The sequence below is a fragment of the Streptococcus sp. 1449 genome (genome assembly GCF_013276805.1).
In the GTDB taxonomy this organism is placed as follows: Bacteria; Bacillota; Bacilli; order Lactobacillales; family Streptococcaceae; genus Streptococcus; species Streptococcus pseudopneumoniae.
Genome location: NZ_VMLS01000054.1, coordinates 19237 through 34221, shown reverse-complemented (window position 1 = coordinate 34221; position 14985 = coordinate 19237). Strand labels below are relative to the sequence as shown.

Annotated in this window: 13 protein-coding genes; 12 read left to right on the top strand and 1 reads right to left on the bottom strand. The window is 41.9% G+C overall.

Annotated elements, in window-relative coordinates; translation table 11 throughout:
• Positions 1-55 precede the first annotated feature (55 nt).
• From recJ to HT687_RS09340, 8 genes are all read left to right on the top strand, one after another.
• The gene (gene recJ / locus HT687_RS09375) at positions 56-2278 is read left to right on the top strand and encodes a single-stranded-DNA-specific exonuclease RecJ (protein ID WP_031233637.1); all 2223 of its coding nucleotides are present in this window, start codon (positions 56-58) and stop codon (positions 2276-2278) included.
• A 173-nt stretch (positions 2279-2451) separates the two neighbouring features.
• Positions 2452-4113, top strand: coding sequence for a ribonuclease J (locus HT687_RS09370; protein ID WP_000065626.1), 1662 nt, complete (start codon positions 2452-2454; stop codon positions 4111-4113).
• A gap of 68 nt (positions 4114-4181) precedes the next feature.
• The gene (locus HT687_RS09365; protein WP_054388501.1) at positions 4182-4961 is read left to right on the top strand and encodes an alpha/beta hydrolase family protein; all 780 of its coding nucleotides are present in this window, start codon (positions 4182-4184) and stop codon (positions 4959-4961) included.
• Between the two features lie 111 nt (positions 4962-5072).
• Positions 5073-6293 carry an aminoacyltransferase gene (locus HT687_RS09360; protein ID WP_054393055.1) on the top strand — a complete coding sequence of 407 codons (1221 nt, stop codon included), beginning with the start codon at positions 5073-5075 and terminating at the stop codon, positions 6291-6293.
• Between the two features lie 4 nt (positions 6294-6297).
• Positions 6298-7530: a peptidoglycan bridge formation alanyltransferase MurN gene (murN, locus tag HT687_RS09355; protein WP_023936587.1), complete on the top strand. Its 1233-nt coding sequence runs from the start codon at positions 6298-6300 to the stop codon at positions 7528-7530.
• Between the two features lie 78 nt (positions 7531-7608).
• On the top strand, positions 7609-8310 hold the full coding sequence (locus HT687_RS09350; protein ID WP_031222852.1) for a M57 family metalloprotease: 702 nt from the start codon (positions 7609-7611) through the stop codon (positions 8308-8310).
• A gap of 38 nt (positions 8311-8348) precedes the next feature.
• Positions 8349-10196 carry an excinuclease ABC subunit UvrC gene (gene uvrC, locus HT687_RS09345; RefSeq protein ID WP_023936583.1) on the top strand — a complete coding sequence of 616 codons (1848 nt, stop codon included), beginning with the start codon at positions 8349-8351 and terminating at the stop codon, positions 10194-10196.
• The gene (locus HT687_RS09340; protein ID WP_023936581.1) at positions 10186-11019 is read left to right on the top strand and encodes a metallophosphoesterase family protein; all 834 of its coding nucleotides are present in this window, start codon (positions 10186-10188) and stop codon (positions 11017-11019) included. Before uvrC ends, HT687_RS09340 begins: the two co-directional genes overlap by 11 nt.
• Before the next feature lie 65 nt (positions 11020-11084).
• Here HT687_RS09340 and HT687_RS09335 read toward each other — a convergent pair whose 3' ends face one another.
• Positions 11085-11885, bottom strand: a complete 801-nt coding sequence (locus tag HT687_RS09335; protein ID WP_023936579.1) for an amino acid ABC transporter substrate-binding protein — start codon at positions 11883-11885, stop codon at positions 11085-11087.
• 170 nt (positions 11886-12055) lie between these two features.
• Between HT687_RS09335 and HT687_RS09330 the strand changes: the two genes are divergently transcribed.
• From HT687_RS09330 to HT687_RS12020, 4 genes are read left to right on the top strand one after another with little or no spacing between them, the layout of a single operon-like run.
• A complete protein-coding gene (locus HT687_RS09330) occupies positions 12056-12661 on the top strand; it encodes a nitroreductase family protein (protein WP_023936577.1) in 606 nt (201 codons plus the stop codon).
• A gap of 12 nt (positions 12662-12673) precedes the next feature.
• A complete protein-coding gene (gene pepV, locus HT687_RS09325) occupies positions 12674-14074 on the top strand; it encodes a dipeptidase PepV (protein WP_023936575.1) in 1401 nt (466 codons plus the stop codon).
• Positions 14075-14127: 53 nt separating this feature from the next.
• A complete protein-coding gene (locus HT687_RS09320; protein WP_023936573.1) occupies positions 14128-14706 on the top strand; it encodes a uracil-DNA glycosylase family protein in 579 nt (192 codons plus the stop codon).
• Between the two features lie 3 nt (positions 14707-14709).
• Entirely contained in the window at positions 14710-14979 is a 270-nt protein-coding gene (locus HT687_RS12020; protein WP_138701279.1) for a hypothetical protein, read from the top strand.
• The last annotated feature ends 6 nt before the right edge of the window (positions 14980-14985 follow it).

Sequence of the window (14985 nt, the reverse complement as noted above, 5' to 3'; positions counted from 1 at the left end):
GTCTAAATCATGTTATAATGAAGCAATAGAATTCTTAGAAAGAGTGGATGTCTTTTTGATAACACCTACTTATGAATGGCAGTTTGCCCCGCAGGTAGAAGATGCGGATTTTACAAAGATAGCCAAGAAGGCTGGACTGGGTCCTGAGGTGGCTCGGTTATTGTTTGAGAGAGGGATTCAGGACCAAGAAAGTCTGAAGAAGTTTTTAGAACCTTCCTTGGAGAATTTGCATGACCCTTATCTGCTCCATGATATGGACAAGGCAGTGGAACGGATTCGTCAGGCCATTGAAGAAGGGGAAAATATTCTCGTTTATGGAGACTACGATGCGGATGGCATGACTTCGGCTTCGATTGTGAAGGAAAGTTTGGAACAACTTGGTGCTGAGTGCCGAGTTTACCTGCCAAATCGTTTTACCGATGGCTATGGCCCTAATGCTAGTGTTTATAAATACTTTATCGAGCAAGAAGGGATTTCCTTGATTGTGACGGTGGACAATGGGGTTGTTGGTCATGAGGCTATTGCATTGGCTCAGTCTATGGGAGTAGATGTCATTGTGACTGACCACCATTCCATGCCTGAAACCCTACCAGATGCCTATGCCATCGTTCATCCTGAACATCCGGATGCGGACTATCCTTTCAAATATTTGGCTGGTTGTGGAGTTGCTTTCAAGTTGGCTTGTGCCCTGTTAGAAGAAGTACAAGTGGAATTGCTTGATTTGGTCGCTATTGGTACCATTGCTGATATGGTTAGTTTGACAGATGAGAACCGTATCTTGGTTCAGTATGGTCTGGAAATGTTGGGACATACTCAGCGCATTGGTTTACAAGAAATGCTGGATATGGCTGGGATTGCCGCCAACGAAGTAACAGAAGAAACGGTTGGTTTCCAGATTGCTCCTCGTTTGAATGCCTTGGGCCGCTTGGATGATCCCAATCCTGCCATTGATTTGCTGACTGGATTTGATGATGAGGAAGCGCATGAGATTGCCCTTATGATTCACCAGAAAAACGAAGAGCGCAAGGAAATCGTTCAGTCTATCTATGAAGAAGCCAAGACCATGGTGGATCCTGAGAAGAAGGTTCAGGTCTTGGCCAAGGAAGGCTGGAATCCTGGGATTCTAGGAATCGTGGCTGGCCGTTTGTTGGAAGAACTAGGGCAGACAGTTATTGTTCTTAATATAGAAGACGGTCGTGCCAAGGGTAGTGCTCGTAGTGTGGAAGCGGTCGATATTTTTGAGGCTCTGGATCCTCATCGAGACCTCTTCATCGCCTTTGGTGGCCATGCTGGTGCGGCTGGCATGACGCTGGAAGTTGAGAAACTCTCAGATTTATCTCAGGTTTTGGAAGATTATGTCCGTGAAAAAGGCGCGGATGCTGGTGGCAAGAACAAGTTAAATCTAGATGAAGAGCTGGATTTGGAGGCTTTGAGTCTTGAAACAGTCAAGAACTTTGAGCGCTTGGCACCTTTTGGAATGGATAATCAGAAACCTGTCTTTTATATCAAGGATTTTCAGGTCGAAAGTGCCCGTACTATGGGGGCAGGTAATGCCCATCTCAAGTTGAAAATTTCCAAAGGTGAGGAGAGTTTTGAAGTGGTAGCCTTTGGCCAAGGTAGATGGGCGACAGAGTTTTCCCAAACCAAGAATCTAGAGCTGGCAGTCAAATTGTCTGTCAACCAATGGAATGGCCAAACTGCCCTGCAGTTGATGATGGTGGATGCGCGTGTGGAAGGTGTTCAACTTTTTAACATTCGTGGGAAGAATGCAGTCTTACCAGAGGGAGTTCCAGTCTTGGATTTTGATGGAGAACTGCCGAATCTGGCGGCTAGTGAAGCGGTTGTCGTGAAAACCGTTCCTGAGGATATTACTCAGCTGAAGACCATTTTTCAGGAACAGAATTTCTCTGCTGTCTATTTCAAAAATGATATTGACAAGGCCTATTATCTGACAGGTTATGGGACTAGAGATCAGTTTGCCAAATTGTACAAGATCATCTATCAGTTCCCAGAGTTTGATATTCGCTATAAGCTCAAGGATTTGGCTACTTATCTCAATATTCAACAAATCTTGCTGGTCAAGATGATTCAAGTATTTGAAGAACTAGGCTTTGTGACCATCAAAGATGGTGTCATGACAGTCAATAAAGAAGCGCCAAAGCGAGAGATAGGAGAAAGTCAGATTTATCAAAATCTCAAACAAACTGTCAAAGACCAAGAAATGATGGCCCTGGGTACCGTGCAAGAAATTTATGATTTTTTGATGGAAAAAGAGTAGAAGTTAGGAAAGAGTTGGGCAACCAGCTCTTTTTTGAAAACAAATCTTCATTTTGAAAATCATCAAAAAAATGGTATAATGGTAGGAAAAGATTCGGCTAACAGTAATAGTGCTTTTAGAATAAGAGGGTAAGCAACCCTATAATCAAGATAAACTAAGATTTTGGAGGAAAAATGAGTAATATTAGTTTAACAACACTTGGTGGTGTACGTGAAAATGGGAAAAATATGTACATTGCTGAAATTGGAGAGTCCATTTTTGTTTTGAATGCAGGGTTAAAATATCCCGAAAATGAACAATTAGGGGTCGATGTGGTGATTCCAAAGATGGACTACCTTTTTGAAAATAAAGATCGAATTGCTGGGGTATTTTTAACTCACGGACATGCAGATGCTATTGGTGCTCTGCCTTATCTCTTGGCTGAAGCCAAGGTACCTGTATTTGGCTCTGAGTTGACCATTGAGTTGGCAAAGCTCTTTGTCAAAGGAAATGACGCAGTCAAGAAATTTAATGATTTTCATGTTATTGATGAAGATACGGAGATTGATTTTGGTGGGACAGTGGTTTCCTTCTTCCCTACGACTTACTCCGTTCCAGAGAGCCTGGGAATTGTCTTGAAGACAGCTGAAGGTAGCATCGTTTATACAGGTGACTTCAAATTTGACCAGACAGCTAGTGAATCCTATGCGACAGACTTCGCTCGTTTGGCAGAAATCGGTCGTGACGGCGTCCTGGCTCTCCTCAGTGATTCGGCCAATGCGGACAGCAATATTCAGGTGGCTAGTGAAAGTGAAGTTAGAGATGAAATTACCCAAACCATTGCTGACTGGGAAGGTCGTATCATCGTTGCAGCTGTTTCCAGTAACCTTTCTCGTATCCAGCAGATTTTTGACGCTGCGGATAAAACAGGTCGACGTATCGTCTTGACAGGATTTGATATTGAAAATATCGTCCGCACAGCGATTCGTCTCAAGAAGTTGTCTTTAGCCAACGAAATTCTCTTGATTAAGCCGAAAGATATGTCTCGCTTTGAAGACCATGAGTTGATTATTCTTGAGACAGGTCGTATGGGTGAACCTATCAATGGACTTCGTAAGATGTCGATTGGTCGCCATCGTTATGTAGAAATCAAGGATGGGGACCTGGTCTATATTGCTACGGCTCCGTCTATTGCTAAAGAAGCCTTCGTTGCGCGTGTGGAAAATATGATTTATCAGGCAGGAGGGGTTGTCAAATTGATTACCCAAAGTTTACATGTATCAGGGCACGGAAATGCGCGTGATTTGCAGTTGATGATCAATCTCTTGCAACCTAAGTATCTCTTCCCAATTCAAGGGGAATACCGCGAGTTGGATGCCCATGCTAAGGCTGCTATGGCAGTAGGTATGTTGCCAGAACGCATTTTCATCCCTAAAAAGGGAACCAGCATGGCTTATGAGAATGGAGACTTTGTCCCAGCTGGAGCAGTTTCGGCAGGGGATGTCTTGATTGATGGGAATGCCATAGGTGATGTTGGAAATGTGGTTCTTCGTGACCGTAAGGTCTTGTCAGAGGATGGCATTTTCATCGTCGCAATTACAGTTAACCGACGTGAGAAGAAAATTGTAGCTAAGGCTCGTGTTCACACGCGTGGATTTGTTTATCTCAAGAAGAGTCGCGATATTCTCCGTGAAAGTTCAGAATTGATTAACCAGACGGTAGAAGACTATCTTCAAGGAGATGACTTTGACTGGGCAGATCTTAAAGGCAAGGTTCGTGATAATCTTACCAAGTATCTCTTTGACCAAACCAAACGTCGTCCAGCTATTCTACCAGTAGTCATGGAAGCGAAATAATCTTTGAAATAAACAGAGAGAAAGCCGAGTTTTGGCTTTTTCTTATCGGAAAATAGAAGGAGCAAATCATGGCAGTAATGAAAATTGAGTATTACTCACAAGTTTTGGATATGGAGTGGGGAGTGAATGTTCTTTACCCCGATGCCAATCGAGTGGAAGAACCAGAGTGTGAAGATATTCCAGTCTTGTACCTTTTGCACGGGATGTCTGGTAATCATAATAGTTGGCTCAAGAGAACCAATGTAGAACGCTTACTTCGAGGAACCAATCTCATAGTTGTTATGCCCAATACCAGCAACGGTTGGTATACCGATACCCAATATGGTTTTGATTATTACACAGCTCTAGCAGAGGAATTACCACAGGTTTTAAAACGCTTCTTCCCTAACATGACTAGCAAGCGTGAAAAGACCTTTATCGCTGGTCTCTCTATGGGAGGCTATGGCTGTTTCAAATTGGCTCTTGCTACAAATTGTTTTTCTCATGCAGCTAGTTTTTCAGGTGCTCTTAGCTTTCAAGATTTTTCTCCTGAAAGCCAAGATTTGGGAACACCGGCTTATTGGAGAGGTGTGTTTGGGGAGATTAAAGATTGGACAGCTAGCCCCTATTCTCTTGAAAGTCTGGCTAAAAAATCGGATAAAAAGACCAAGCTCTGGGCTTGGTGTGGCGAGCAGGATTTCTTGTATGAAGCCAATAATCTCGCAGTGAAAAATCTCAAAAAACTAGGTTTTGATGTGACCTATAGCCATAGCGCTGGAACTCACGAGTGGTATTATTGGGAAAAACAATTGGAACGGTTCTTAGCAACCCTACCGATTGATTTCAAATTAGAAGAGAGATTGACTTAGTTTGAACTTCAGCATAGGGGGAGTAGGACTAAAATAAAATATGTTTTCACTAGACTTTTCAAACGAAAGTAGTAGAATAGTAATAAGATACTGGAGGAAAGAGAGTAGGAAATGTACCGTTATCAAATTGGCATTCCCGCATTAGAATATGATCAGTTTGTCAAAGAACATGAATTAGCCAATGTATTACAAAGTAGTGCTTGGGAAGCAGTGAAGTCTGATTGGCAACATGAGAAGTTTGGTGTTTACAGGGAAGAAAAATTACTGGCGACAGCTAGTATTTTGATTAGAACTCTTCCGTTAGGCTATAAAATGTTTTACGTCCCAAGAGGACCTATATTGGATTATGGAGATACAGAACTCTTGAGTTTTGTCATTCAGTCCATTAAGTCTTATGCTCGTAGCAAGAGAGCTATTTTTGTGACTTTTGACCCAAGTATTTGCCTGTCTCAAAGTTTAATTAATCAGGAAAAAACAGAATTTCCTGAAAATCTGGCTATTATTGATAGTTTGCAACAAATGGGAGTAAGGTGGTCAGGAAAAACAGAGGAAATGGGAAACACCATTCAACCTCGTATTCAGGCGAAAATATACAAGGAAAATTTTGAAGAAGATAAACTTTCCAAGTCAACAAAACAGGCTATTCGAACAGCACGGAATAAGGGGGTAGAGATTCAATTTGGTGGAACTGAATTATTGGACTCTTTTTCCTTTTTGATGAAAAAAACCGAGAAGCGGAAAGAGATTCATTTGAGGAATGAAGCCTATTATAAAAAGTTGTTAGATAATTTTAAGGACAAGGCCTACATCACCTTGGCAACCTTGGATGTCTCTAAACGTTCGCAAGAATTAGAAGAACAGTTAGCGAAAAACAGAGCCTTGGAAGAGACCTTTACTGATTCGACTCGAACTTCAAAAGTAGAAGCGCAGAAGAAGGAAAAAGAACGTTTGTTAGAGGAATTGACTTTCCTGCAGGAATATATGGATGCAGGTCAAGCAAGAGTTCCCTTAGCGGCTACCTTGACTTTAGAATTCGGACAAACTTCTGTCAATCTATACGCAGGAATGGATGAAGATTTTAGACGTTATAAAGCTCCTATTTTGACTTGGTATGAGACAGCTCGATATTCCTTTGAACGTGGCATTTTATGGCAAAATTTAGGAGGCGTCGAGAATGCTTTAGATGGTGGACTCTATCGTTTTAAAGCTAATTTTAATCCAACGATCGAAGAATACTTGGGTGAATTTACAATTCCTACCCATCCTCTCTATCCTCTGTTAAGACTTGCTCTTGATTTCCGTAAAACATTAAGAAAAAAACATAGAAAGTAAGTATATGGCACTAACTACACTCACGAAAGAAGAGTTTCGTACTTATTCTGATCAGGTTTCTTCTCGTTCCTTTATGCAATCTGTTCAGATGGGGGACTTGTTAGAAAAAAGAGGGGCTCGAATTGTTTATCTTGCTTTGAAACAAGGAGGAGAGATTCAAGTTGCAGCTCTGGTTTATAGCTTGCCCATGCTGGGTGGTCTGCATATGGAGATCAATTCGGGGCCGATTTATACCCAACAAGATGCTCTTCCAGTTTTTTATGCGGAGTTAAAAGAATATGCCAAGCAAAATGGCGTATTAGAGCTGCTTGTAAAACCTTATGAAACTTATCAAACTTTTGATAGCCAAGGTAATCCAATAGATGCTGAGAAAAAAAGTATCATTCAAGGTTTAACTGATTTAGGTTATCAATTTGATGGATTGACAAGAGGTTACCCAGGTGGAGAACCAGATTGGTTATACTATAAAGATTTAACTGAATTAACTGAAAAGAGTTTGCTTAAAAGTTTTAGCAAAAAGGGTAAACCCTTGGTGAAAAAGGCTGAAACCTTTGGCATTCGGTTGAAAAAGTTAAAACGTGAAGAACTATCGATTTTTAAGAATATCACAAAAGAAACCTCTGAACGTAGAGAATATAGTGATAAAAGTTTAGAATATTATGAGCATTTTTATGATACTTTTGGAGAACAAGCGGAGTTTCTCATAGCAAGCTTAAATTTTTCGGACTATATGAGCAAATTGCAAGGTGAACAAAGTAAACTAGAAGAAAACTTGAACAAGTTGCGACTTGATTTGAGTAAAAATCCTCATTCTGAGAAAAAACAAAATCAACTGAGAGAATATTCTAGTCAATTTGAAACGTTTGAAGTTCGAAAAGCAGAAGCGCGAGACTTGATTGAAAAATATGGAGAAGAAGATATTGTTTTAGCCGGGAGTTTATTTGTTTATATGCCTCAGGAAACGACTTATCTCTTTAGTGGTTCCTACACTGAGTTTAATAAATTCTATGCCCCTGCACTGCTTCAAAAATATGTTATGTTGGAAAGCATAAAACGTGGAATACCTAAATACAACTTCCTAGGCATTCAAGGGATTTTTGATGGAAGTGATGGTGTTTTGCGTTTTAAACAGAATTTTAATGGCTATATTGTACGCAAAGCAGGTACTTTCCGTTACCATCCATCACCTTTAAAATGCAAAGCTATCCAGTTACTCAAAAAAATAGTAGGACGTTAAGATGAAAAAGTCAGTATTTAGCTTTCTTTTAGCTTCTTTTAGTAAAATAATTTTTATTTGCTAGAAAGGTGGAGAGACATGCGCTGGCTTTTTCGTTTAATAGGGGCTTTCTTTTCTTTTGTGTGGCGTTTGTTTTGGCGTCTGGTTTGGATAGTTGTGCTTTTATGTGTGCTTGCTTTCGGACTTCTCTGGTATCTGAACGGGGATTTTCAAGGAGCGCTAAAGCAAGCAGAACGGTCAGTAAAAATTGGTCAACAAAGTATTGACCAATGGGAGAAAACAGGGCAACTGCCTAAGTTAAGCCAGACAGATAGTCACCAGCATTCTGAAGGAAGGTGGCCACAGGCCTCTGCTCGTATTTACCTGGATCCGCAGATGGATTCACGCTTTCAAGAGGCTTATTTAGAAGCAATCCAGAACTGGAATCAAACTGGTGCTTTTAACTTTGAACTCGTGACTGAGTCTAGTAAGGCGGATATTACGGCTACGGAGATGAACGACGGAGGCACTCCTGTGGCAGGAGAGGCGGAAAGTCAAACTAATCTCTTAACAGGGCAATTCTTGTCCGTAACGGTGCGCTTGAATCATTATTATTTGTCCAATCCATACTATGGCTATTCCTATGAACGCCTTGTCCATACGGCAGAACATGAGTTAGGTCATGCGATTGGCTTGGACCATACAGATGAGAAGTCTGTCATGCAACCAGCAGGTTCTTTTTATGGTATCCAGGAAGAGGATGTTGAAAGACTTCGAAAATTATATGAGACCAATGAGTAGGGGATTATCTTTCCCTACTTTTTTGCTATAATGGAATTATGAACAACTTGATTAAATCAAAACTAGAGCTCTTGCCGACCAGCCCTGGTTGTTACATTCACAAGGATAAAAACGGCACCATTATCTATGTAGGAAAGGCTAAAAATCTGCGTAACCGCGTGCGGTCCTATTTCCGTGGAAGTCATGATACCAAAACAGAGGCTTTGGTGTCTGAAATTGTAGATTTTGAATTTATCGTTACGGAGTCTAATATTGAGGCACTTCTCCTAGAAATCAACCTGATTAAGGAAAATAAGCCTAAATACAATATCATGCTCAAGGATGACAAGTCCTATCCCTTCATCAAAATCACTAATGAGCGCTATCCACGCTTGATTATCACTCGTCAGGTCAAGAAGGACGGAGGTCTCTACTTTGGTCCCTATCCAGATGTGGGGGCGGCCAATGAAATCAAGCGACTACTGGATCGGATTTTCCCTTTTCGTAAGTGTACCAATCCACCGTCTAAGGTCTGTTTTTACTACCATATCGGCCAATGCATGAGCCACACCATCTGTAAGAAGGATGAGGACTATTTCAAGTCTATGGCTCAGGAGGTTTCTGATTTTCTGAAAGGCCAAGATGATAAAATCATTGATAACCTCAAGGGCAAAATGGCAGCGGCGGCTCAGACTATGGAGTTTGAACGTGCGGCGGAATACCGTGACCTGATTCAGGCTATTGGAACGCTTCGAACCAAGCAACGGGTCATGGCTAAGGATCTCCAAAATCGCGATGTCTTTGGCTACTATGTGGATAAGGGCTGGATGTGTGTGCAAGTTTTCTTTGTTCGTCAGGGCAAGCTCATCGAGCGCGATGTCAATCTATTCCCCTACTTCAATGATCCAGATGAGGATTTTTTGACCTATGTAGGACAATTCTATCAAGAAAAATCTCATCTAGTTCCCAATGAGGTACTGATTCCGCAGGATATTGACCAAGAAGCTGTCAAGGCTTTGGTGGATTCCAAGATTCTTAAGCCTCAACGTGGAGAGAAAAAGCAGCTGGTCAATTTAGCTATAAAAAATGCACGCGTTAGTCTGGAGCAGAAATTTAACCTGCTAGAAAAATCAGTCGAAAAGACCCAAGGAGCTATTGAAAATCTAGGACGTTTGCTCCAAATTCCGACTCCAGTTCGCATCGAGTCCTTCGATAATTCCAACATCATGGGGACTAGTCCTGTTTCAGCTATGGTGGTCTTTGTCAACGGCAAACCAAGTAAAAAAGATTATCGTAAGTATAAAATCAAGACTGTCGTTGGACCAGACGACTATGCCAGTATGCGTGAGGTTATTCGCAGACGTTATGGTCGAGTACAACGAGAAGGTTTGACTCCTCCAGATTTGATTGTCATTGATGGGGGACAAGGGCAAGTCAATATCGCCAAGCAAGTCATCCAAGAGGAACTAGGTTTGGATATTCCAATTGCAGGTCTGCAAAAGAATGATAAGCACCAAACCCATGAATTGCTCTTTGGAGATCCGCTGGAAGTGGTGGACTTGTCTCGCAATTCTCAGGAATTTTTCCTCCTCCAACGCATTCAAGATGAGGTACACCGCTTTGCTATCACTTTCCACCGCCAACTGCGCTCTAAAAATTCCTTTTCATCACAATTGGATGGGATTGACGGTCTGGGATCTAAACGCAAGCAAAATCTCATGAGGCACTTCAAGTCTCTGACCAAAATCAAGGAAGCAAGTGTGGATGAGATTGTCGAAGTCGGAGTACCAAGAGCAGTAGCAGAAGCAGTTCAGAGGAAGTTGAATCCGCAGGAGGCAGAAGTCTTGCCTCAAGTGGCGGAAGAAAGTGTAGAATACCAAACAGAAGGAGACCATCATGAACCATAAAATCGCAATTTTATCAGATATTCATGGCAATGCGACGGCGCTAGAAGCAGTGATTGCAGATGCTAAAAATCAAGGAGTCAGCGAATACTGGCTTCTGGGAGATATTTTTCTTCCTGGTCCAGGCGCAAATGACTTGGTCGCCCTGCTAAAGGACCTTCCTATCACAACCAGTGTTCGAGGCAATTGGGATGATCGTGTCCTTGAGGCCTTGGATGGCGAATATGGTTTGGAACATCCGAAAGAAATCCAGTCAATGCGCATGACCCAGTTTTTGATGGAGCAAATGGATCCTGCAACGATTGTCTGGCTACGAAGCTTGCCTTTGCTGGAAAAGAAAGAAATTGACGGATTGCGCTTTTCTATCTCTCATAATTTGCCAAATAAGAACTATGGTGGTGACTTGCTAGTTGAGAATGATACAGAGAAATTTGACCAACTCCTCGATGAGGAAACGGACGTGGCAGTCTATGGTCATGTTCACAAGCAGTTGCTTCGTTATGGCAGTCAAGGGCAACAAATCATCAATCCAGGGTCGATTGGCATGCCCTATTTTAATTGGGAGGCGTTAAAAAATCACCGTGCCCAGTATGTCGTGATAGAAGTTGAAGATGGGGAATTGGTAAATATCCTATTTCGTAAAGTCGCTTATGACTATGAAGCGGAGTTAGAACTGGCCAAGTCCAAGGGGCTTCCCTTTATCGAAATGTATGAAGAACTACGTCGTGACGATAACTATCAGGGGCACAATCTGGAATTATTAGCAAGCTTAATAGAAAAGCATGGGTATGTAGAAGATGTGAAGAATTTTTTTGATTTTTTGTAAGAGTTTCCTAAAATAACCAATGCAAATTAAAAACGATTGGCTCGTCCAATCGCTTTTAGTATATCTTATTGTAACTGAGATTGATCTGGGAGATAAGAACCACCTAGATAGGTATTGCTGAGTTTTTCGAGTGTTCCGTCTTGGTAGAGTTCTTTGAGTGCTTTATCAAATTGTTCTTTAAACTCTTTTTGGTCGCTTGAGAAAACAATATAATTGTTGGGGCTATCGACAGAAGGTAAATCAACAACTGAGAGATCTAGGTCGCGGTCCTTGATGATCTTTTGAACGGATACCTTGTCAAAGACTAGGAAATCAAATTCACCGTTAGCAAGGTCTAGGATTCGTTTACCGATATCTTCACCAGAAAAATCGATAGTAGCAGGATTGTCAGGGTGTTTCTGATTCCAGTTATTGATGAATTGAGCGTTTGAAGTTCCGGTATCCTCTTGCGTTGTTTTGCCAGCAATTTGATCAAGAGAAGTCAAAGGATTTTTCTTGTTGCTAACAAGGACGAGGGGATTGTTGGAAATCGGAAGCGAGTATAGGTATTTTTCAGCACGCTCTTTTGTGTAACTCAAGTTATTGGCAGCTGCTTGATAGTGACCAGAATCAAGTCCAGGGAAGATACTTTCCCAGGCAGTTCTTTGGAATTGAATCTCGTAGTCGCTGAGTTTTTCATCCACTGCTTTTAGAACTTCGATATCGAAGCCTGTCAGATTTCCCTTGTCTTCGTAGTCAAATGGCGGCACGTCGCCAGCTGTAGCAAGGACGATTGTCTTTTGAGCGCTAGTCTCTTTGGGTGTAGCTTGATTCCCACAGGCAACCAAAAATGGTAGGATAGCTAGTAATAGGCTAAATTTTTTCATACTGTCTCCATTCAAATGTAAAGTACTTGCTAGTTTATCAGAAATGTTCCTGATAAACCAATATATATCTTTTATGTCTGTGATAGAAAAACTTAATCATGAAAAATCCCTGCAAGCTCTTTCAAATTATGGTAGAATGGAAGCAGTAGAATTAGAAAAGGAAATCGATTATGAAATTTCTTGAATTAAATAAAAAACGTCATGCGACTAAGCATTTCACTGATAAGCCAGTTGATCCAAAAGATGTGCGTACGGCTATCGAAATTGCAACCTTGGCACCAAGTGCCCACAACAGCCAGCCTTGGAAATTTGTGGTGGTACGTGAGAAAAATGCCGAACTAGCAAAATTGGCTTACGGTTCCAACTTTGAACAGGTATCATCAGCGCCTGTAACTATTGCCCTCTTTACGGATACAGACCTTGCCAAACGTGCTCGTAAGATTGCCCGAGTTGGTGGAGCTAACAATTTCTCAGAAGAACAACTTCAATACTTCATGAAAAATTTGCCAGCTGAATTTGCACGCTACAATGAACAACAAGTCAGCGACTACCTAGCCCTCAATGCAGGTTTGGTTGCTATGAACTTGGTTCTTGCTCTGACAGACCAAGGAATTGGATCTAACATTATCCTTGGTTTTGACAAATCAAAAGTTAATGAAGTTTTGGAAATTGAAGAACGTTTCCGGCCAGAACTCTTGATCACAGTGGGTTACACAGACGAGAAATTGGAACCAAGCTACCGCTTGCCAGTAGATGAAATCATCGAGAAAAGATAGAAAGAAGAAAAAATGACAGCAATTGATTTTACAGCAGAAGTAGAAAAACGCAAAGAAGACCTCTTGGCTGACTTGTTTAGCCTTTTGGAAATCAATTCAGAACGTGATGACAGCAAGGTTGATGCTGAACATCCATTTGGGCCTGGTCCAGTAAAAGCCTTGGAGAAATTCCTTGAAATCGCAGACCGTGATGGCTACCCAACTAAGAATGTCGATAACTACGCAGGACATTTTGAGTTTGGTGATGGAGAAGAAGTTCTCGGAATCTTTGCCCATATGGATGTGGTTCCTGCTGGTAGCGGTTGGGACACAGACCCTTACACACCAACTATCAAAGATGGTCGCCTTTATGCGCGTGGTGCTTCAGATGACAAGGGACCTACAACAGCTTGCTACTATGGTTTGAAAATCATCAAAGAATTGGGCCTTCCAACTTCTAAGAAAGTTCGCTTCATCGTTGGAACAGACGAAGAATCAGGCTGGGCAGACATGGACTACTACTTTGAGCACGTAGGACTTGCCAAACCAGATTTCGGTTTCTCACCAGATGCTGAATTTCCAATCATCAATGGTGAAAAAGGAAATATCACGGAATACCTCCACTTTGCAGGAGAAAATACAGGTGCTGCCCGTCTTCACAGCTTTACAGGTGGTTTACGTGAAAACATGGTACCAGAATCAGCAACAGCAGTCGTTTCAGGTGATTTAGCTGACTTGCAAGCTAAACTAGATGCCTTTGTTGCAGAACACAAACTTAGAGGAGAACTCCAAGAAGAAGCTGGCCAATACAAGGTGACGATCATTGGTAAATCAGCCCATGGTGCTATGCCTGCTTCAGGTGTCAATGGCGCAACTTACCTTGCCCTCTTCCTCAGCCAGTTTGGCTTTGCTGGTCCAGCCAAAGACTACCTTGACATCGCAGGTAAAATTCTATTGAACGATCATGAGGGTGAAAATCTCAAGATTGCTCATGTGGATGAAAAGATGGGTGCTCTTTCTATGAATGCTGGCGTCTTCCGCTTCGATGAAACAAGTGCTGATAATACCATTGCCCTTAACATCCGCTATCCAAAAGGAACAAGTCCAGAACAAATCAAGTCAATCCTAGAAAACTTGCCAGTTGCTTCTGTCAGTCTATCAGAACATGGTCATACCCCTCACTATGTGCCAATGGAAGATCCACTTGTGCAAACTTTGTTGAATGTCTATGAAAAACAAACTGGCCTACAAGGTCATGAGCAAGTCATCGGTGGTGGAACCTTTGGTCGCTTGCTAGAACGCGGAGTTGCCTACGGTGCTATGTTCCCAGACTCGATTGATACCATGCACCAAGCCAATGAATTTATCGCTTTGGATGATTTTTTCCGAGCAGCAGCAATCTATGCCGAAGCTATTTACGAATTGATCAAATAAAACGATAGAAGTCTGAGATCTTATGCTTGGACTTCTTTTTGGAGGGAAAGTAGATGTCTCAAATCGAAAGAATCAAACAGGCTATCACGGCGGATTCGCAGAATGCCAGCTATACAGAGCGTGGCATTGAGCCTCTCTTTGCAGCGCCAAAAACTGCTCGCATCAATATCATCGGTCAGGCTCCGGGACTTAAAACTCAAGAAGCAAGCCTTTACTGGAAAGATAAAAGTGGTGACCGCTTGCGGGACTGGCTAGGTGTGGATGAAGATACCTTTTATAATTCAGGTTATTTTGCTGTTTTGCCTATGGATTTCTACTTTCCAGGGCATGGTAAGTCAGGTGATTTACCGCCGCGAGCAGGTTTTGCAGAAAAATGGCATCCGCAGCTCTTACAGGAATTGCCTGATATTCAGTTAACCCTCTTGATTGGGCAATATGCCCAAGCCTACTATTTACAGGAGAAAATCAGTGGGAAGGTAACGGAGAGGGTGAAACACTATAAAGACTATCTGCCAACCTATTTTCCACTAGTTCACCCCTCACCACGAAATCAAATCTGGATGACCAAAAATCCTTGGTTTGAGTCAGAAGTGGTGCCAGATTTGAAAAAAAGAATTAAAACCATTTTATAGTCAATGAAAATCAAAGAGCAAACTAGGAAGCTGGCCGCAGGTTGCTCAAAGTACAGCTTTGAGGTTGTGGATAGAACTGACGAAGTCAGCTCAAAACACTGTTTTGAGGTTGTGGATAGAACTGACGAAGTCAGCTCAAAACACTGTTTTGAGGTTGTGGATAGAACTGACGAAGTCAGCTCAAAACACTGTTTTGAGGTTGTGGATAGAACTGACGAAGTCAGTAACCATACCTATGGTAAGGCGACGCTGACGTGGTTTGAAGAGTATTAGGAGAAA